Consider the following 19,066-nt stretch of genomic DNA (forward strand, 5'->3'; position numbering starts at 1 on the left):
CAGTTTCTGGACATTCCACCAGTACAGTTCGCTCATGGCACGCTATCGACAGCTGGCAGAGAAGTGCATTCAGGATATTCAGGCCGGCAGACTCAGTACCGGGGATCGCATGCTGTCGCTGCGCCAGTTTGCCCGCCAGCACGGCATCAGCGTGTCGACGGCGGTCAGCTGTTATGCGGAGCTGGAATCGCAGGGCTGGCTGATGGCTCGCCCACAATCGGGGTTCTTCATCGCCGAGCCCTCACGTGTCATGCCCGCGCCCACCTGGCAGTCCTTCGAGAGCCGAGTCATCACACCCGCCACGCATCGCCATCGCACGCAGAGGTGGTGCGGGCCGCTGGGCACTGCGCATCTGGCGCTGGACAAGGCGACCCGGCAGGCACTGGATCGCAGCCTGCGCCGCGCCATGAAGCGGGCCGTGCATACCCTCACCCAGTATCCCGCCGCGCAAGGCGAACCCGCACTGTTGAGCGCCCTGGCGAGCCATTTCACCCAGGCCGGCTTTGCGCTGGGCAGTGAGGAGATGGTCATCACTCACGGCTGCATGGATGCGGTCAGGACGGCGCTTGAGGTCTGCACGCAACCCGGCGACACGGTGGCAGTCAGCTCACCGTGCTACAACGGCCTGCTGGATCTGCTCTCGCAGCTGTCCCTCGACGTCATCGAGATTCCCTCGAGTGCACAAGGCATCGATCTCGATCAGTTCGAACAGCATCTCGCCAACGGTCAGCTGCAGGCCGGGCTGTTCTGCACCACTCACATGAATCCCCAGGGCATCACCCTCACTCCCGCGCAGAAACAACGCCTGGCCAAGCTTGCCAATCACTACCGCGTGCCGGTGATCGAGGATGATGTCTATCTCGAGCTCACCCATCGCGAAGCGCCGCCACTGCCAACGGCCTGCCACGACGAAGGCGGCTTCGTCATCTGGTGTGGTTCGGTTTCCAAGACCCTGTCACCGAGCTACCGACTGGGCTGGTGTCGGCCCGGTCGATTCCTTCCGCCGTATCTCAAGCGCGCGCTGGGCGTGCCGACGCTGGTACAGTGCGCCGTCGCGGACTTCATCGATTCCGGCGCCTATGCCAGCCACCTGAAACGTGTCCGTCACCAGCTCAGCCAGCACAAGGCCCACTACCTCAACTATCTGAGTCAGCATCTGCCCGAGGGCAGTCGCGTGACGCAACCACAAGGTGGCCTGGTGCTGTGGATCGAGGTGCCCGGCCTCGATGCCAGGGCCCTCGGCAAGGCCGCCGAGCAGGCACAGCTTGATATCCGGATCGGCCCCTGGTTTACCGAATCTGCGCGCTATCGCAATTGTCTGCGTCTCAATATCGGCCTTGCACCGGATGAGCGGATCGAGCAGGAACTCGCCCGCCTGATGACGTTGATCGCGAATCACTGCAAACGCTGAAGGTTGTCGTGCTCACATGCGCCTGTCAGACAATGCAGACGACGCTGCCACGCCCCGGTCAACAGGGCGTGGCAGCGTCGTCTGTAGCGAAAGCCTCCTGTCACGAAGGGTCTCTCATGCCCGATATCAGGCAGCGCGCCCGTTGCGCACCATGGCATGGGGGTCGATGACGAATTTCTTGGCAGCGCCACCGTCGAAGTCCGCGTAGCCCTGCGGCGCTTCTTCCAGACTGATGACCTGCACGTTGACCGCATCGGCGATATTGACGCGCCCGAACAGGATCGCCTGCATCAGCGGGCGATGATACTTCATTACCGGACACTGCCCCGTGTGCAACGAGTGAGACTTTGCCCAGCCCAGTCCGAAGCGCATGGAGAGCGCACCGACCTTGGCGGCCTCATCCTCGGCGCCCGGGTCTTCGGTGACATAGAGGCCGGGAATGCCGATCTGGCCGCCGGCACGCGTCAGCGCCATTGCCGAGTTGAGTACCGTCGCCGGCTGCTCACGCCCATGATCACACCCACAGCCATGCGCCTCGAAGCCGACGCAATCGACGAAGCAATCCACTTCGCGCTCGCCGAGAATCGCCTCGACCTTGTCCTCCATCGAGCCTTCCTGACGCAGGTCGATGGTCTCGCAGCCGAAGCTCTCGGCCTGCTGCAAACGCTCGGGAATCATGTCGCCGACGATGACGCAGGCCGCCCCCAGCAGCTGGGCAGACGCCGCCGCCGCCAGCCCGACCGGCCCGGCCCCCGCGATGTAGACCGTAGCGCCCGGCCCGACCCCTGCAGTCACGCAGCCATGGAAGCCTGTCGGGAAGATGTCGGAGAGCAGCGTCAGGTCACGGATCTTCTCCATCGCCTGATCGGCATCCGGGAACTTGAGCAGATTGAAGTCGGCATAGGGCACCATGACGTAATCCGTCTGCCCGCCAGTCCAGCCGCCCATGTCGACATAGCCGTAGGCCGCGCCGGGACGCGCCGGATTGACATTCAGACAGATCCCCGTCTTGCCTTCCTTGCAGTTGCGGCAGCGCCCGCAGGCGATGTTGAACGGGACCGAGACGATGTCGCCGACCTTGATGAATTCCACGTCGCGACCAGCCTCGACGACCAGTCCGGTGATCTCGTGGCCCAGCACCAGGCCCTGGGGTGCCGTGGTCCGGCCACGCACCATGTGCTGATCGCTACCACAGATATTGGTCGAGACGACCTTGAGAATGACGCCGTGTTCACACTTGCGATTTCCCAGCGCCAGGGTCGGATAGTCCAGTGATTCGACACTCACCTTCCCCGCTCCCTGGTAGACGACTCCGCGATTGGCATTGGCTGACATGACGTGCTCCTGCTGGCATGGGATTTGGTGCATGGACGGCGTCAGACAGGCACGCTGACGACATCTCCCGTCACTTGCCGATACGCCGACCACCCGCCCCCTGTCGGTGGCGTCCGACCTGAAGGGCCCCTGCAGACTAGGCCACTTGCCACGGGTGAGCTGTCCAGATGAGGCATCGACATGCCCATGCGAGACATGCCACGACCAAAGTGGCAGTGCGCATGACCGAGGTCGTCGCGCCTGGCCGACAGGATGCGTCGATGCATCGCCACACTTGAAGCCAGTGACACTGCCCCCACGTCAATCAGCAGAGCACGATGGGTAACCCATTTCGCCATGGCAATCGCTCGCGCCAGCCCTCGCTCCGTGAGCGGCGTCTCGCTGCGAGCCATTGGCCTGATTCATTCCAAGGAGAGACCATGACCATGACATCCAACGCCCTGCGCACCGCCTGCATGACCGTCGCCATCGCCGGAACCGCCTTCATTGCGGGCTGTGGCAACACCAGCGTGATCGAGAAGCAGGACACGCGTTACGAGGTCAGCGCCGTCGATGAGGACCGTGACGATGCCATCGCTCAGGTCAAGGAACGCGCTCTGGAAGTCTGCGAGGAGCAGGATCGCGACAAGTACGACGTGCTTGATTCCCGTGTCTTCGGCCCGCAGGACAGCATGTCCAAGGCAGCCGAAGGCAACGACCAGCTGGAAGGCGGCACCATCAATGAGGATACCGAGATGGCCGCCGCCACCCACGAAGGTGAAGGCTACAAGGTCGCCTGGACCATCCGCTGCCGCTGAGGCGCCTTCCCGTCAGCCAGCCCGAGCTGACAGCAAGGCCATGTGCATGAATGCAAGAGCGCATGAGCACAAGAACGCATGAACGCAAGAAAGCCGCCCCTCAGGGGCGGCTTTCTTGCGTTCATGCATCACGAAACCCCGGAGACGGACGGCCGTTCGGAACGCGCAACCTCGGGTTGCCGCCCACGACGGGATATTGCAGCGCCGCATTAGACGACTCTTGACTATGCTGAGACGAAAGCGCTCGCCAGTTCGGCGCCTGACATCCCCCAGGACAGCGCAGCACGCGGGAGCGGAGGCGAAGCTTTTGCGTACCAGACAGCCGTGACACCCGAGCATTGCCATGCGAGACGCTCGACTACCCAACGCCCGGGGCGGTCGATCACTGCCATTTGCCATGACGAATCCATCAGGACTCTACGCGCCCAGCGCCGTCAAGGAGGCTTTTCCATGAGTATCGAACAACGCCTGGCCCCCGTTGCACTACCCGAAAACCGTCAACGACAGATCGTCGAGCGCCTGCTCTCTGGCTCCGGGGTCAGTCTGAATGGCCCTGACCCCTGGGATATCTGCGTCCGCCATCCGGATCTGTTCCGGCGGGTGCTGAATCAGGGCAGTCTGGGGCTGGGTGAGGCTTACATGGAAGGCTGGTGGGATTGCGAACGGATCGACGAGATGATCCATCGCCTGCTCAAGCATGGGCTGGGGGAGCGAGCCCACACCTTTGGTGAGCGCATCGCCTACCGCCTCCAGGCAGGAGTCATCAATCTGCAGAGCCGTCGTCGTGCCGAGGTGGTGGGCAAGGTGCATTACGACTTCGGCAATGACCTCTTCACCCGCATGCTGGACCCGACCCTGTGCTACAGCTGCGGATACTGGAAAGGATTGCCGATCGCGCCGGAGAACCTGGAGCAGGCCCAGCAGGCCAAGCTGGATCTCGCCTGTCGCAAGCTCGGGCTGACACCCGGCATGCGCGTGCTGGACATCGGCTGTGGCTGGGGAAGCTTCGCCGCCTACGCCGCGCGCCACTATGGCGTGGAAGTCGTCGGCATCACCATTTCCGCCGAGCAGGCGGCGCTGGCGCGGGAACATTGCCATGGCCTGCCAGTGGAGATCCTGCTCAAGGATTACCGTGACGAGCAATTCCGTCACGAGGTCGGCACCTTCGATGCCATCGTGTCCATCGGCATGTTCGAGCACGTCGGCCACAAGAACTACGCGACCTACTTCACCCGTGTCGCGCAGCTGCTGCGCCCCGGCGGACGCTTCGTGCTGCACACCATCGGCTCCAACCTGAGCGACATCTCCGCGGACCCCTGGGTCAATCGCTACATCTTCCCCAACGGCGTGCTGCCCAGTGCCAGTCAACTGATCCAGGCCAGCGAGCATCACCTGATCATGGAGGACTGGCAGAATTTCGGTGCCGACTACGACCCGACGCTGATGGCATGGCGTGCCAACCTCGATGCCAGATGGCATGAACTGGCCGACACCTACACGACGCGGGACAAGCGCATGTTCGAGTATTATCTGGGTGCCTGTGCCGGGGCCTTCCGCGCCCGCCAGCTTCAGCTCTGGCAGGTGGTCTTCACCCACGGCAATCCGGGGCGTTACGACGCACCACGCTGATCCGCTTGCGCCCTCCGTGCGCCTGGCACTCTCCAGCCGTGCCAGGCGTCCGGCAAGGCGACTCACCAGGGGACGACTCGCCCCTTGGTGACCCATGACTCATGACTCACGATGCGTCGCCGGTGACCGGGAGCGCGTCCCTCTGGCACCTGTCCGTGATGCCGGGGCATTGCCTGCCGACTCGGCCTGCGAGCGGGAGATGCTGTGCCTGGCATTGCGCTCCAGCGCCTGAAGCATGCCGGCCAGCTGATCCAGCGATTCATCCTCGAAGCCGACATATAGCTCCTCGCGAACTCGCGCGATGCGCTCACCCAATTGCACAAGGCATTCATGGCCCGCCTCGGTGAACCACAGGCAGCGAGCACGACGATCCGTGGCGTGGGGTTCGCGACGAATCAGCTGCTGACACTCGAGCTGATTGAGCGTGCGCGTCAACGACGGCATCTCGATTCCCAGCTCGCTGGCCAGCATCTGCTGGGTACAGCCCTCGCCAAGCTTCTCCAGATGCACCATCACCGTCCAGCGGGCTTCCGTCATCCCCAATGGCTCGACCGCGGTCGTGATCGAGGTACGCCACAGGCGGTGGACACGCCCGAGCAGGCCTCCCAGGGAGGGCTTGATGGTCTCGTGAAGGGGTTGAGCATCATCACAGGCTTTCATCGCCTGCAGCGCCACTTCGTCGTCAGTGCCTTGTTGCATGATGATTCTCCGTCTCCACGCCACGGGGCTCACCCCCTGGATGAGCCCCGCGATGCCAACGTCAATTTAGCTTGCTAATGAATGGCGGAATCATACGCTTTATTAGCGGGCAAATCAAAACACGCGTGACGGGACGCGCTCGGCAGCATCCTGCCACTCCCCTTTCCGATGGCGCGCTGGCCTGTTTGCGTGCCTGAGCGCCCGCGTGAGCGTTCGCGTGATCCTCGCGCGGCTAGTCCGCCTCCGAGCCGATCCCGTGGCGCTTGAGCTTGTTGGCAATGGTGGTGTGCGAGACACCAAGACGCTTGGCCAGCAATCGGCTGGAGGGGAATTCCGGATAAAGACGCGCCAGCACGCGCCGCTCCACCTCATCATGGATATCGCCGAGGCTGCCTGCCAGATCGATGCTGTCCAGACCTTCATCGCGCACCTCGCCAATCAGGCGCAGATGCTGCGCCTCGATCACCTCGCCCTCGCACAGCGAGACCGCCTGGAACAGCACGTTTTCCAGCTGGCGCACGTTGCCGGGCCAGTGATAGCCGCGCAGGCGTGCCATCGCCTCCGGTGAGAGAGTGCGAACACGCGCTCCGATCTGGCGCACGGCACGTTCGAGAAAGTGATGTGCCAGCTCCTCCAGTCCATCCAGGCATTCCCTGAGTGGCGGAATCTGCACGCACAGCACATTGAGACGATGGAAGAGGTCGTGGCGGAAGCGCCCTTCGCTGCTCAGCGCCGGCAGGTCCTGCTGGGTCGCGCAGATGACGCGCACATCCAGAAAGGTCTCTTCATCGCTGCCGACACGCCTGAAGCCACCATCCTGCAGAAAGCGCAGCAGCTTGACCTGCATGCGCGGGCTCATCTCGCCGACCTCATCGAGGAAGATGGTGCCACCACTGGTCAGCTCCAGCAGACCCAGCTTGCCTTCCGGCCGTGCCCCCTCGAAGGCGCCCGGGGCATAACCGAACAGCTCCGTCTCGGCCATTGACTCCGGCAGGCCCGCACAGTTGAGCGCCATGAACGGTGCCTGCCCGCGTGGACTGGCCAGATGGCAGGCGCGCGCCAGCAATTCCTTGCCGGTGCCGGTCTCGCCCTCGATCAACAGCGGGGCATCCAGCGGCGCCATGCGCCTGGCCTCCTTGACCACGGCGGACAGCTGACGGCTTGCCTGGAAGATGGCCTCGAACCCCCGCACCTCGGTACGCTGGATCTGATAGATACGCGAGCCCAGACGGTCCGCACGATGCAGGGTGACTACGGCCCCCGCCAGCGAGGCCACGTCCTCGTTCTCGGTATGCAGCGGCGCGATGTCGGCCAGGAAGGTTTCCTCTCCGACACGCAGGCGCAGGCCGTTGACGCGGGCATTGTTGCGCCGGATCAGCTCCGGCAGGTCGACATCCTGGATGTGACGCGTCAGTGCCAGCCCCGGCACCTCATCGATGCGGACGCCCAAGAGCTTGCCGGCCGCACGATTGGCCGCCACCACGCGTCCCTCCATGTCGATGGACATCACCGGATCAGACAGCGATGACAGCAGCGCATTGAGCTCCAGATGACGCCGTTCGGTGGGCATCAGGCTGACCCGGGTGACCTTGAAGACCCCGGGAATTTCCTCCAGTGCTGGCTTCAGGGTGGAGAGCTGCATGCGCAGCATGTTGGGAACATGCAGATAGATGGAGTTGTTGGCCTCCCCACCGACCTCACCACGCAACACGTTGAGGCCGTAATCGGCAAAGGGGGCCAGGATGTCGCGCAGAATCCCGATCCGGTTCTGACAGGTCAGTTTGAGGCGCATGGCATTCTCGGCATTGTCGTTGGCATATCGCCGCTGTCAGGGTGGCTCTGACGGCACGGCTCTGAGGGTCAGGCGCTTGAGGATCACAAGCGTGGAGGGGAAACGCTGATGACCCGAGGACATCATTCGAGCTACCGCAGGGCAATGCGGCACATCGATGACGTTAACGTAAGCGTTATCAAAAACCTCGTAAAGCATTCCTTACAATAGACGGTATTGCCGGCACGCAAAACTGCCCGAATGGCACTGTTCGAGGCCATCAGCCGCACAGGTGTCAGGATTATGTGACAAGAGACGGGGCATCGCACCGCTATCTGCCGCGCAAAAGCAGGCCGTGGCACTGGTCAAGGCTGTCCGACAAGGCCTAGCGTAGTCATCGACATGCAGGGACTGACATGTCCGCCATGATGACAATACGGCAGCCTGCCCACGCAGCGCCGCCATACCGTTCGGGAGGTTGCATGAACGCACCGCAGGGTCGTGACTGGCCACAGGCATCCCAGGTATCTGCGTCCGGCTCGCAGGCTCAGGCCAAGGGCACCCGCTACGTGGCGCATGAACCGGATAGCCAGGGCAAGATCCATTACAGCGATCAGGAGCACGCCACCTGGCAGACGCTGATGACGCGCCAGCTGGCGCTGGTCGAGGGACGCGTCTGCCGCGAGTACCTGCAAGGGCTTGAACATCTTGACCTGCCCCGGGATCGCATCCCCCAGCTGGACGAGATCGACCGGGTGCTCGAGGCGGCCACCGGCTGGCGAACCGCACGAGTACCAGCCTTGATCCCCTTCACCCGCTTCTTCGAACTGCTCGCCGAGCGGCGCTTCCCGGTTGCCACCTTCATTCGCCGTCCCGAAGAACTCGATTACCTGCAGGAACCGGACATCTTCCACGAGATCTTCGGTCACTGCCCGATGCTTACCCACCCCGCCTTCGCGGAATTCACCGCCACCTACGGTCGACTCGGTCTCGCTGCCAGCAAGGAAGAGCGCGTCTACCTGGCACGCCTCTACTGGATGACGGTGGAATTCGGCATGCTGCGCGAGGCTCACCCCGATGGCAGTCGTGCGCTGCGCCTCTACGGCGGCGGCATCATTTCCTCGCCACGCGAGACCTGCTATGCACTGGGCGAGCTCGAAGACAGTCTCGAGCGCCCCGAGCACCTGCCCTTCGATGCCGTCGAGGCACTGCGCACCCCGTATCGCATCGACATCCTGCAGCCGCTCTACTATGTCCTGGAATCGCTGGACGATCTGCATGAACTCGCCAGTCGCGACATCATGGCGCTGGTGCACGAGGCCATGGCGCTCGGTCTCAAGACGCCGCGCTTCGCACCACGCTGATCGCACCGGCGCCTTGCGCTCCTTTTCACCCGCCCCACCCTCTTTCCCCAAGCCGGAGATAGTGACATGACCGAACTCGCCAGACAGTCCTGTGAAGCCTGCAGTTTCGATGCCCCCAAGGTCAGTGACAGCGACATCGAGACGCTCAAGACCGCCATTCCCGAGTGGCAGTTGCTCAATCGCGATGGCATCATGCAATTGGAGCGATGCTTCAAGTTCCGCAACTTCAAGCAGGCACTGGCATTCACCAATCGCGTAGGCGAGATTGCCGAGGACGTCGGGCATCACCCGGCACTTCTCACCGAGTGGGGCAAGGTCACCGTGACCTGGTGGTCCCACGAGATGAAGGGTCTGCACAAGAACGATTTCATCATGGCCGCCAGAACCGACGAGGTAGCGAAATAAGATGTTCGAGCAGATTGCGCGTGTACCCGGGGATGCCATCCTCGGCCTGATCGAAGCCTTCAACAAGGACACCAACCCGCAGAAGGTCGACCTCGGCGTGGGCGTCTATCGCGATGCCAACGGCAATACGCCGGTCATGCGTGCGGTCAAGCAGGCCGAGGACCGCCTGGTCGAGAGCGAAGTCACCAAGACCTACATCGGCTCCCACGGTGACCCGCGCTTCGGCAAGGTCGTACTGCCGATGGTGCTGGGCGCCGAGTCGCCGGTGCTGGCTGCCAACCGTGCCAGCGCCACTCAGGCGCCCGGCGGTACTGGTGCCCTGCGTCTGGCGGCAGACTTCATCGCCAGCAACCTCAAGGGCCGTGGTATCTGGCTGTCCACTCCGACCTGGCCGAATCACCTGGGCATCTTCGATGCCGCAGGCGTGACGCGTCACAGCTACCCGTATGTCGACGAGAACAATCGCCTCGACTTCGACGGCATGCTGGCGACCCTCAAGACGATTCCGGAAGGCGATGTGGTGGTGCTGCACGCCTGCTGCCACAACCCGACCGGGTTCGACCTGAGCCGCGAGCAGTGGGACCAGGTGCTGGAAGTCGTCCAGTCACGCAAGCTGCTGCCGCTGATCGACTTCGCCTATCAGGGCTTCGGTGATGGTCTGGAAGAAGATGCCTACGGCGTGCGCCTGCTGGCCGAGAATGTCGATGAAGCCATCATCACCAGCTCCTGCTCCAAGAACTTCGGTATCTACTGCGAGCGTACCGGCTGCCTGATCCTGATCGCCAAGGACGAGGAGAGCATGCTGGACGTGCGCTCCCAGGCCGCGATCACCGCGCGCGAGAACTACTCCAACCCGCCGGCGCATGGCGGTGCAGTGGTCATCGACATCCTCGAGGACGACACCCTGCGCGCGGAGTGGAAGAGCGAGCTGACCGAGATGCGCGAGCGCATCAATGGCCTGCGTCGTGAGTTCGTCGAGGCGCTAAAGCCGTATGGCCTGGATGAGCAGTTCGCCTTCATCGCCGAACAGCGCGGCATGTTCTCCTACACCGGCCTGACACCGGAGCAGGTCGATCGCCTGCGTGACGAGTTCGGCATCTACATGGTGCGCTCCGGACGCGCCAACGTGGCCGGCTTCTCCAGCGAGAATCTGCCCTACGTCGCCAAGGCCATCGCGACCGTCGTCAAGGGCTGAGCCTGACCGAACGCTTCGTGAAAGATGAAAAACCCGCCGATTGGCGGGTTTTTCATTGCTGGGGCGAGACATTGTCAGGCGCCCTCAGTCGGTAGCCTTCGCTGTCACCGCGACCGTCATTCCTCGCGCTCGACAGGCAGCGTCGCAAGACTCGCCGCCACCGCCTCTTCCAGCAGGCTGACCAGCAAGGCCTGCACCTCATGAAGCGGTTCATCGTCCTGCGTTGCCTGCCACTGCCACTTGAGCGCCAGATAGCGCTCGCTGCGCATCGAGAGCGGCATGCCGATCAGGTCGCCTCCGGCATCCTCGAGTACCTGATGCGCCGACAGGGCATCGATGATGGTGGCAGCACTACCTGAGCGCGCCAGACGCCCGGCGCTGGCAGGCGTGGCCACCTCCACCAGACTCGCCGGCGTCACGCGCTCTCGCTTGAGAAGTCCACGGACCAGCCGCCCCTGACTGCTGGTTTCCGGCAGCTCCACGAACGGCCGCTCATTGAGGCGTTCCACCGTCAGCGGCTTGTCGAGCAGTGGCCAGCGCGAAGGCCACAGCAATATCAGTGGCAGCTTGAGCGCAGTAGTCTGGCCTGCAGCGTCGCGCTGCTCGTCGGCAGCCTCGACGGGAGGCTGTGCCGCCGTTGTCGTGTCGTCCAGAGAGGACAGCAGATCATCCTGGCGAGTGATACCGACCTCCGACAATGCGGCATCGTCTCCCAGCTCCGGCATGCCTGAGGAGACACCCTGCGCCGCAGGGATGCCGGCGCCCTCCTCGGTGCCCTCCACCAGCACGGTCTCCTCACGGGCCCGGGCGCGCAGACTCTGCTTGAGTTCGCGTGCGCGTGCGGCCGCTGTCCTGGCACGCTTGCCGCCCTGAGGCTCCTCCGGCGCTTCCAGCGTGACGGCCATGTGTATCCGCCCCTCGGCCAGCGCCGCGGCATGTGACGAGGCTTCCATCACCTCAAGGCTCGGCAGCCAATCACTCAACGACTCGCTGGCCGCGATGCGCTCAAGCCATCCGGTGCTAAAGGCTTCCAGAGACGGCGTCACTGCCAGTACCAGGCGCGGGCGCTTGCCACTGCCCGGCCCGAAGGCCAGTCGCCTGAGCTCGGACTGCGCGGTGAACATCCGGGCCAGTGACGGGGTCAGGCGTTCGGCTTCCGGCGTGGGCACCAGGCGGCCACCTTCACGCAGGAACAACGAATAGCCCAGCGTCTGCTCAAGCTGTGCCAAGCCCCGCGAGACCACCGGCACGCTGATGCCCAGCTGCGCCGCGCCACCCTTCATCGATCCGCACTCGATCACCGCCCACAGCATTTCCAGCTGACGCAGCCGTATGCCGGGTTCACGTGTGCCTGTGTCTGACTGCGCCATGGTGTTGCTCCTTGAAGGGGTTCGTCCGCGATGCTCCGAGAGCCAGCAGTGGGCGCCGGCTCATTTAGCCTTACGCTAATCATGCTGGCGCCAAATGTCACGCTTCACCAGCCTTCAAGACGTCATGCCCCTGAAACGACACTCCCCCCGCTGATGAATCAGCGAGGGGAGTGAGGGACAAGGCATCGATGCGCCAGTCATTCGTTCAGACCGGCCACTCGTTCAGGCCGGTCATTCCTTCAGACCGGCAATGGGCGAGCCATCACGAGAGTGCCAGTATGCCTTCTGCTTCAAACAGCACGCCCTTGGGCAGCTCCTTGACGCCGACGGCAGCACGCGCCGGATACGGCTGGCTGAAGTACTGCTCCATCAAGGTGTTGACCACGCCGAAATTGCTGAGATCGGTCAGGAACAGGTTGACCTTGACCAGCTGATCCAGGCTACCGCCTGCCGCTTCACACACCGCCTTGAGATTGCGGAACACCTGATCGGCCTGAGCCTCGAATCCGCCCTCCACCACGTCCATGGTGGCCGGGTCCAGCGGGATCTGGCCGGACAGGAACACCAGGTTGCCGGTACGCACCGCCTGGGAATAGGGACCGATAGCGGCAGGTGCGGCGTCAGTGGAGATGATCTGCTTGGTCATGCGGGCTTCCTTGTATCGAGTGATGAAAGAGAGGTCATGAAGCGTATGGGGAGACGCGTCACATGACAGCGTGCTCAGCGACTCCCTGATGACACGAGACGAGAAACGGGAGCGATCCGGGCCCGCCGACACCGGCAGGCCCTGACGACGGCACATGGCATTCAGGCAGCGTAACGACCGAGGTTCAGCCCGTTCGGGTCGATGCCGGGCGTACGCCCGCCGACCAGGTCCGCCAGCAGGCTGGCGCTGCCACAGCTCATGGTCCAGCCGAGCGTGCCGTGTCCGGTGTTCAGCCACAGGTTGTCATACTTGGTGCCACCGATGATCGGCGTGGAATCCGGGGTCATCGGACGCAGGCCGGCCCAGAATTCCGCCTTGGCGTAGTCGCCCGCTTCCGGGAAGACATCACGCACCACCATGTTGATGGTCGCACGGCGCTTCTCGAGCAGGGACAGGTCGAAGGACGCAAGCTCCGCCGTACCGCCCACGCGGATGCGATCATCGAAGCGCGTCAGCGCGACCTTGAAGGTCTCGTCCATCACCGTGGACTGCGGCGCGGCATCGGCATTGATGATCGGCACGGTCAGGCTGTAGCCCTTGACCGGGTAGATCGGCAGATCCAGATCCAGATCACGTGCCAGGAAGGGCGAGTAGCTGCCCAGGCACATCACATAGCTGTCGGCGCTCATCTCGCCGCGGTCGGTGATCACCTTCTCGATCCGGCTACCAGTACGCTGGATGCGCTGGATCGTGGTATTGAAGACGAACGTGACGCCCAGGGTGTCACGGCAGTAATCCGCCAGCCGGTTGGTGAACAGATGGCAATCACCGGTCTGATCGTCCGGCAGGTGCAACCCGGCGATGAACTTGCCCGGTACGCGCGCCAGGGCCGGCTCGACGGCGGCGCAGGCCTCGGCATCCAGCAGCTGGTGACGCACGCCACATCCGGCCAGTACCTTCATGTCCTTCTGCACGGCCTCGACCTGGGCCTCGTTGCGGAACAGCTGCAGCAGGCCCTTCTGACGGTCCTCGTAGCGCAGCCCTGTCTCTTCACGCAGCGAATTAATGCACAGACGACTGTATTCCGCGACGCGAACCATGCGCTCCTTGTTCACGGCATAACGGTCCGCATTGCAGTTGGCGAACATCTTGACCATGAACTTGGCCATCTGGGGGTCCATGCGCGGCTGGATCTTGAGAGGCGCGTGCTCCTGGAACATCCACTTGACGGCTTTCTGCGGAATGCCCGGAGCCGCCCAGGGAGAGGAAAAACCGAAGGACACCTGGCCGGCATTGCCGTAGCTGGTTTCCATCGCCGGACTGGCCTGACGATCCACGACCGTGACCTCATGGCCCTGACGCGCCAGATAGTAGGCACTGGTCACGCCGACGACACCGCTTCCGAGCACAAGAATCTTCATGTTGTTCTACTCCGTGACTGCAACCGCGCTCGGCGGTGGAAGAAAGGGGGTTCCGTGCGCCGCGCACGAAACGTATCGCTTGATCCAGCCCCGAGCAGCAGCGCTGCCTTCAGTGGCTTGACCTCAATTACCCCAGTATAAGAGTGAAATCCGTCACGAATATTCTGTTATTGGCCTCCAATACAGATGATTGATAGCTAATTTTGCCAACCTGCCAGCAATTACGCACAAAAAAGCGGCCATTTTTAGAATGGCCGCTTTTGCACTACGTCAAGGACTCGTCCTGGCAGTCTCACCCTCTCGAACACACCCGCATCGGCATCACGCGGTGGCGCTCTCGACAGGCCCTCGGGAGGACTTGCCCAGCCCGCCGATCGCCTGACGATAGAGACGCCAGGCCACGATACCGGCCAGCAGATTGCCGATGGCCGCCCCGATCGCGACGCCGCGCAGGCCATCGAGCTCAGCGCCCAGCCAGACGGCTGGCAGGAAGCACACGAAGAGACGCAGGAAGGACAGCAGCGTGGCCCGTAGCGGCCAACCCAGCGCATTGGCGGCCGAGACCACCAGCATGCAGATTCCCAGGAAGGCATAGCTTGGCAGCATCCAGGGGATCAGCAGGACCAGCGCCGCGCCGACCTCCTCATTGCCGACCAGCAACCGGGACAAGGGGACGGCGAGGAGCGCTACCACCACGCCCAGCACCAACTGCCAGATGATCACGATCCTGGCGACCAGATTCATCAGTCGGCGCACTTCCTGCCAGCGACCTGCGCCGTAGCACCGTCCCAACCAGGGGGGCAATGACATGGTGAGTGCCAGCACCACGATCAAGGAAAAGGTCTCGAGCCGGCAGGCGATCCCCCAGGCGGCCACCTGGGTCTGACCCAGCGTCGCCACGATGGCCGTGACCAGCATGGCGGACACGGCCGGCATCATCTGCGAAAGGATGGCCGGTGCCGCGATCCCCGTCAGCTGACGCCAGGAGTCCCGCCATTCCTGAACCAACCCCTGCACCGCGATCCACTCTTCCTGCAACAGCTTGAAGGTCGTCACCATCAGGCCGATCACGAAGGCGATCAGCGTCGCCCAGGCAGCCCCCGCCAACCCGAACCCCGGCACGGGGCCGAGACCGAAGATCAGCAGAGGGTCCAGTGCCAGATTGAGCAGACTGGTCACCAGCATCATCACGCCGGGCAGCCGCGTGTTGCCGTGGGCACGAAACAGGCTGTAGAGCACATAGGCCATGGCGCCCACCCAGCTGGCCACCAGCCAGGGGCCCCAGTACTGCTCGATCAGCGAGAGCTCCTGATCATTGGCGCCCAGCAGATGGAAGGCCGGCGCACGTATCAGCCATAGCCCTACCATCAACAGTGCCAGCAATCCGCCGGAGACCAGCACCACCACACTGCCGAGCCGCCGGGCACGAGCGTCCTCCCCTGCCCCCAGCGTGCGTGACACGATGGCGGCAATGGCGATGCCCATGCCGACCTGGACCCCGATGATCAGGAAGGTCAGCGGGAAGGTGAAGGACTGAGCCGCCAGTGGCGCCGTACCCAGGCGCGACACGAAGGCGGCATCCACCAGATTGAAGCCCAGCAATCCCATGATGCCGATGGTCATCGGCAGTGTGGAACGCCAGAGACGGGACATCAGCTCGCCGGTACTCGGACAGGATGAAGGCGAGGATGTCGAAGAAGTACGAGTTGAAGACATGCAATCACTCCCAGGATGCCAGGCATCGCTGGTCTGAAGAAGAGAACGAGGGCGCTTGAGCTACGCGACGACAGCGCTTGAACGTTGATTCTAGGGATTCCTCCGTCAGGCAGATACCACCAGCCAGACATGTCTTTGATGCAGTAACGGCAACACGAAGGCGAGAAAATCCGTTGATGCGTAGTATTAGCGGAAACATTGGGCGTGCTAAGCTTCGCCTGTTGACGATGCTGACCCGCTGGGCGACCGGTCTGTCCCTACCGATTGTCCTGCCATCTGCGGGCGGCGTCCCTGTCTGCTGAAGCGCGCCGCAACCCTGAAGAGCAGGACGGCTGCGTGAGCCTTTTCCTGTTGCATCACGAGAGGTCATACCGTGGATAAAGCATCCCGCTTGTTGCTGTTTCTGGATGTCGTGGAAGCACAGAGCTTCTCCAAGGCAGCCGATCATCGTCAGGTCAACCGCTCGGTGGTTTCCAAGCAGATCAGTCGTCTGGAAGAAGAGTTGCAGATTCGTCTCTTCAATCGCTCGACCCGCTCGCTGGCCCTGACCGATGCCGGCCGCGAGATCCATCAGCATGCCTTGCGCCTGCGCGAAGTGCTGGAAGACACCGATGATGTCGCGGGCGCCTACCAGGATGGGCCACGAGGGGTGCTCAAGATCACCAGCCCCAGCCACTTCGGTCGCACCTATGTGGCTCAGGCGGTGCGCCTCTACATGGAGCGCTATCCGGACACCCAGGTGGAAGTCCGTCTGGAAGACCACCTGACCGACCTGATCGGTGGCGGCTATGATCTCGCCATCCGCATGTCGGAACTGGAAGACTCCAACCTGATCGCGCGCCCCCTGGCCGCGCATCGCCATCTGATCTGCGCATCGCCTGCCTTCATCGAACGTCACGGCATGCCGAAGACCCCCGCGGACCTCTCGGGGCTGCCGGCGGCCGTCTATTCACGCGATGGCTTCATTCTCGACCGCCTGCGGGTGTGCAGTGAAAGTGGCGTCGAGGAAAAGGTGGCGCTGGATTCTCGCCTCAAGGTCAATGATGCCGACGTGCTGATCGGAGCCATCAAGTCCGGTGCCTGCTATGGCATGATCTCCGCCATCAACATCAAGGATGAGGTACTGAATGGCGAGCTGGTCCCACTGCTTACCGACGTGCCGATGAAGCCGCTGCCATCCATCCATCTGGTCTACCCGCATCGCCAGTATCTTCCCCAGAAGACGCGTCGCTTCAGTGATTGCCTGCAGGAAGTCGTCGGGACTCCGCCGGTGTGGGAGCAGCGCATTCCGGGCTTCGAGAACATGTACGGCTACGGCAAGACCTGCAGCTGAGCGCGTCACTTGCCTGTCTGACACCCGCTTCTGCTGCATGAAGTACCGAAGAAAAAACGAAAACGCCCGTCATGCGACTGCATGACGGGCGTTTTCGTTTCCTGGGCCAGACAGGGCTTGCACCCGTCAGCTCAGGCGGCCCCGGGACAGGGGCGAATGCAGGGCTTGTTGCCAAGCCACTGCTTGAGCTCCGGCAGGCGCTTGGGCCGCGCGTAGCGGAAGCCCTGCACCAGATGGCAACCCATCTCCACCAGCAGGCGTTCCTGCTCCACCGTCTCGACGCCCTCTGCCAGCACTTCCATGCCGAGGCTATCGGCCAACGAGATGGCATGCGAGACGATGGCGCGGTCACGCGCATCATGATCCAGGCTGCGGACGAACTGCTGGTCCACCTTGAGGCGACAGGCGCGTAGATCCCGGACATAGAGCAGCGAGGCAAAGCCGGTCCCGAAGTCATCGATGGCAAGCCTGACACCTCGGTCGATCAGACCGGTCAAGCGCTCGACGACGCGATCCAGATCCGGCACCCGTGAGGACTCGGTGATTTCCAGCTCCAGCCGCTCGGGGGCGAAGTCGTGCAAGGCGAGCGCCTGTGAGACTCGCTCGGGAAAGCCGGGGTCACGAAATTCCTGGGCCGAGACGTTGATCGCCACCGACAGCGGCTTGCCGTCCGGGGTCACCAGATCCCGCGTCGCCTTGAGAGCAGCATCCATGACACGAGCCCCGACGGTACCGATCAAGCCGTACTGCTCCGCCAGCGGAATGAAGCGCCCAGGCCCGATGGTCCCGAGCTCCGGATGGTCCCAGCGCACCAGCACCTCCACGCCGACCGCCTGACCACTGACCAGATCGAACTGGGGCTGGAAGGCAAGATCGAGCTCTTCGAGATGCTCGCGCAGGTCACTGGTCAGTCGGTAATCGTTGAGGTGACGCATGTGGGCACCGGGCGAGAAGACATGCCAGGCCCCGCAGACATCGATATCGTCCTGCTCGCCATGCAGCATGGCCAGTTCAGCCAGGTGCAGCAGCCGATGCGCGCGACGCGCGTGCTGAGGCGCCAGGCTGATGCCCACCCGCGCGGTGACGGGCAAGGACTTGCCATCCAGGCGCATCAGCGTGACCAGCTGCTCGCACAGCTCGCTGGCCCGCGCGATCAGGGCGACTTCATCGCCGGTGAAGAACAGCGCGAAGGCATTGCCCAGCGGACGACAGACCAGTGCATCGCGGTATTGCAACGACATCGCTTCCGCCACGCGCTCCAGCAGCGGGTCGATACGCTCCGCGCCATGCGCCGAGTTGATGATCTCCAGATGGGTCAGCGAGAGATAGATGATGCCGCCATCGACCGCCTCACCGGACAGCAGCTCGTCCACCTGGGCATTGAAGCGATCACGCGACAGCAGGTTGATCGGCTGCAGTCGACGCAGCGCGATCAGCACCTTGTCGTCCAGACCGGCAGCGCGCGCTTCGGCCAGACCCGAGAACGGCGCCTTGAGGCGCACGCGGCGCTCACTGACCGGTTCAAGCCGCGGGCGCGCCTCACCGAACAGCTCCTTCCAGCCACAGGTATAGGCGACGAGTCGTTCTTCATCGAACACCGCCATTCGCCAGGGAAGGTTGGCCTGCTGCACCAGCAGCCAGTGGCCCAGCTCCCCGTCGATCCCCATCATCCACATCCCCGGCTGGCCGCTGAGCCCACAGGGCTCCGGCAGATGCGACAGGGTTCTCGGCAGTTCAGGCTGGTGTTCTGCCTGACGGGCACGGGGTGAGCTCCAGGCGAGCTGGCCGAAGCGGTCGAAGATCCACAGCGGCTCTTCGATAGAGGACAACAACTTGATCAGAATATCGAGAGGCACGCTCACCCCACTGCAGTCACAATGAATAAGGGTCTTGCTATCCCGCCCGCTGACGGTGCAACCGTTACCGCCATCGAGCTCACCTCCGGTCCTTCACATGCCATGTCTCACTTCAACG

General features: G+C 63.2%; 15 protein-coding genes. 7 read left to right on the forward strand and 8 right to left on the reverse strand.

Annotated elements, in window-relative coordinates:
- Window positions 1–34 precede the first annotated feature (34 nt).
- The gene (locus AC26AR_RS11650) at window positions 35–1,411 is read left to right on the forward strand and encodes an aminotransferase-like domain-containing protein (protein WP_488107078.1); all 1,377 of its coding nucleotides are present in this window, start codon (window positions 35–37) and stop codon (window positions 1,409–1,411) included.
- 126 nt (window positions 1,412–1,537) lie between these two features.
- Here the strand turns inward: AC26AR_RS11650 and fdhA are convergent, their stop codons facing one another.
- Window positions 1,538–2,746, reverse strand: a complete 1,209-nt coding sequence (gene fdhA, locus AC26AR_RS11655) for a formaldehyde dehydrogenase, glutathione-independent (RefSeq protein WP_488107079.1) — start codon at window positions 2,744–2,746, stop codon at window positions 1,538–1,540.
- Window positions 2,747–3,165: 419 nt separating this feature from the next.
- Here fdhA and AC26AR_RS11660 point away from each other — a divergent pair, with 419 nt between their 5' ends.
- Together AC26AR_RS11660 and cfa are read left to right on the forward strand one after the other, a co-directional pair.
- Window positions 3,166–3,543, forward strand: coding sequence for a hypothetical protein (locus AC26AR_RS11660; RefSeq protein ID WP_077374692.1), 378 nt, complete (start codon window positions 3,166–3,168; stop codon window positions 3,541–3,543).
- A 450-nt stretch (window positions 3,544–3,993) separates the two neighbouring features.
- Complete coding sequence (gene cfa, locus AC26AR_RS11665) at window positions 3,994–5,172, forward strand: cyclopropane fatty acyl phospholipid synthase (protein WP_077374696.1); 1,179 nt, start codon at window positions 3,994–3,996, stop codon at window positions 5,170–5,172.
- Window positions 5,173–5,271: 99 nt separating this feature from the next.
- On the opposite strand, the gene AC26AR_RS11670 is transcribed toward cfa, so the two are convergent.
- Both AC26AR_RS11670 and AC26AR_RS11675 read right to left on the reverse strand, forming a co-directional pair.
- Complete coding sequence (locus AC26AR_RS11670; RefSeq protein ID WP_240499676.1) at window positions 5,272–5,871, reverse strand: MarR family transcriptional regulator; 600 nt, start codon at window positions 5,869–5,871, stop codon at window positions 5,272–5,274.
- Between the two features lie 232 nt (window positions 5,872–6,103).
- Window positions 6,104–7,663 (reverse strand): sigma-54-dependent transcriptional regulator, encoded by a 1,560-nt coding sequence (locus tag AC26AR_RS11675; RefSeq protein WP_084208116.1) that lies wholly within the window; start codon window positions 7,661–7,663, stop codon window positions 6,104–6,106.
- A gap of 461 nt (window positions 7,664–8,124) precedes the next feature.
- Between AC26AR_RS11675 and phhA the strand changes: the two genes are divergently transcribed.
- From phhA to AC26AR_RS11690, 3 genes are all read left to right on the forward strand, one after another.
- Complete coding sequence (gene phhA, locus AC26AR_RS11680; protein WP_303567545.1) at window positions 8,125–9,006, forward strand: phenylalanine 4-monooxygenase; 882 nt, start codon at window positions 8,125–8,127, stop codon at window positions 9,004–9,006.
- 66 nt (window positions 9,007–9,072) lie between these two features.
- A complete protein-coding gene (locus AC26AR_RS11685; protein WP_077374704.1) occupies window positions 9,073–9,411 on the forward strand; it encodes a 4a-hydroxytetrahydrobiopterin dehydratase in 339 nt (112 codons plus the stop codon).
- Between the two features lies 1 nt (window position 9,412).
- Window positions 9,413–10,606: an amino acid aminotransferase gene (locus AC26AR_RS11690; protein WP_488107080.1), complete on the forward strand. Its 1,194-nt coding sequence runs from the start codon at window positions 9,413–9,415 to the stop codon at window positions 10,604–10,606.
- A gap of 116 nt (window positions 10,607–10,722) precedes the next feature.
- Here AC26AR_RS11690 and AC26AR_RS11695 read toward each other — a convergent pair whose 3' ends face one another.
- The 4 genes from AC26AR_RS11695 to AC26AR_RS11710 form a co-directional block, all read right to left on the reverse strand.
- Complete coding sequence (locus AC26AR_RS11695) at window positions 10,723–11,976, reverse strand: LysR family transcriptional regulator (protein ID WP_488107081.1); 1,254 nt, start codon at window positions 11,974–11,976, stop codon at window positions 10,723–10,725.
- Window positions 11,977–12,238: 262 nt separating this feature from the next.
- Entirely contained in the window at window positions 12,239–12,622 is a 384-nt protein-coding gene (locus tag AC26AR_RS11700; RefSeq protein WP_488107082.1) for a RidA family protein, read from the reverse strand.
- 161 nt (window positions 12,623–12,783) lie between these two features.
- Window positions 12,784–14,043, reverse strand: a complete 1,260-nt coding sequence (locus tag AC26AR_RS11705) for a D-amino acid dehydrogenase (RefSeq protein WP_141392336.1) — start codon at window positions 14,041–14,043, stop codon at window positions 12,784–12,786.
- A 321-nt stretch (window positions 14,044–14,364) separates the two neighbouring features.
- The gene (locus AC26AR_RS11710; protein WP_303567542.1) at window positions 14,365–15,696 is read right to left on the reverse strand and encodes an MATE family efflux transporter; all 1,332 of its coding nucleotides are present in this window, start codon (window positions 15,694–15,696) and stop codon (window positions 14,365–14,367) included.
- Window positions 15,697–16,132: 436 nt separating this feature from the next.
- On the opposite strand from AC26AR_RS11710, the gene AC26AR_RS11715 reads away from it, so the two are divergent.
- Window positions 16,133–17,092 (forward strand): LysR family transcriptional regulator, encoded by a 960-nt coding sequence (locus AC26AR_RS11715; protein WP_077374722.1) that lies wholly within the window; start codon window positions 16,133–16,135, stop codon window positions 17,090–17,092.
- Between the two features lie 131 nt (window positions 17,093–17,223).
- Here AC26AR_RS11715 and AC26AR_RS11720 read toward each other — a convergent pair whose 3' ends face one another.
- A complete protein-coding gene (locus AC26AR_RS11720) occupies window positions 17,224–18,948 on the reverse strand; it encodes a putative bifunctional diguanylate cyclase/phosphodiesterase (protein ID WP_139345447.1) in 1,725 nt (574 codons plus the stop codon).
- Window positions 18,949–19,066 lie beyond the last annotated feature (118 nt).

The organism is Cobetia sp. PS-4MA, from assembly GCF_057670765.1.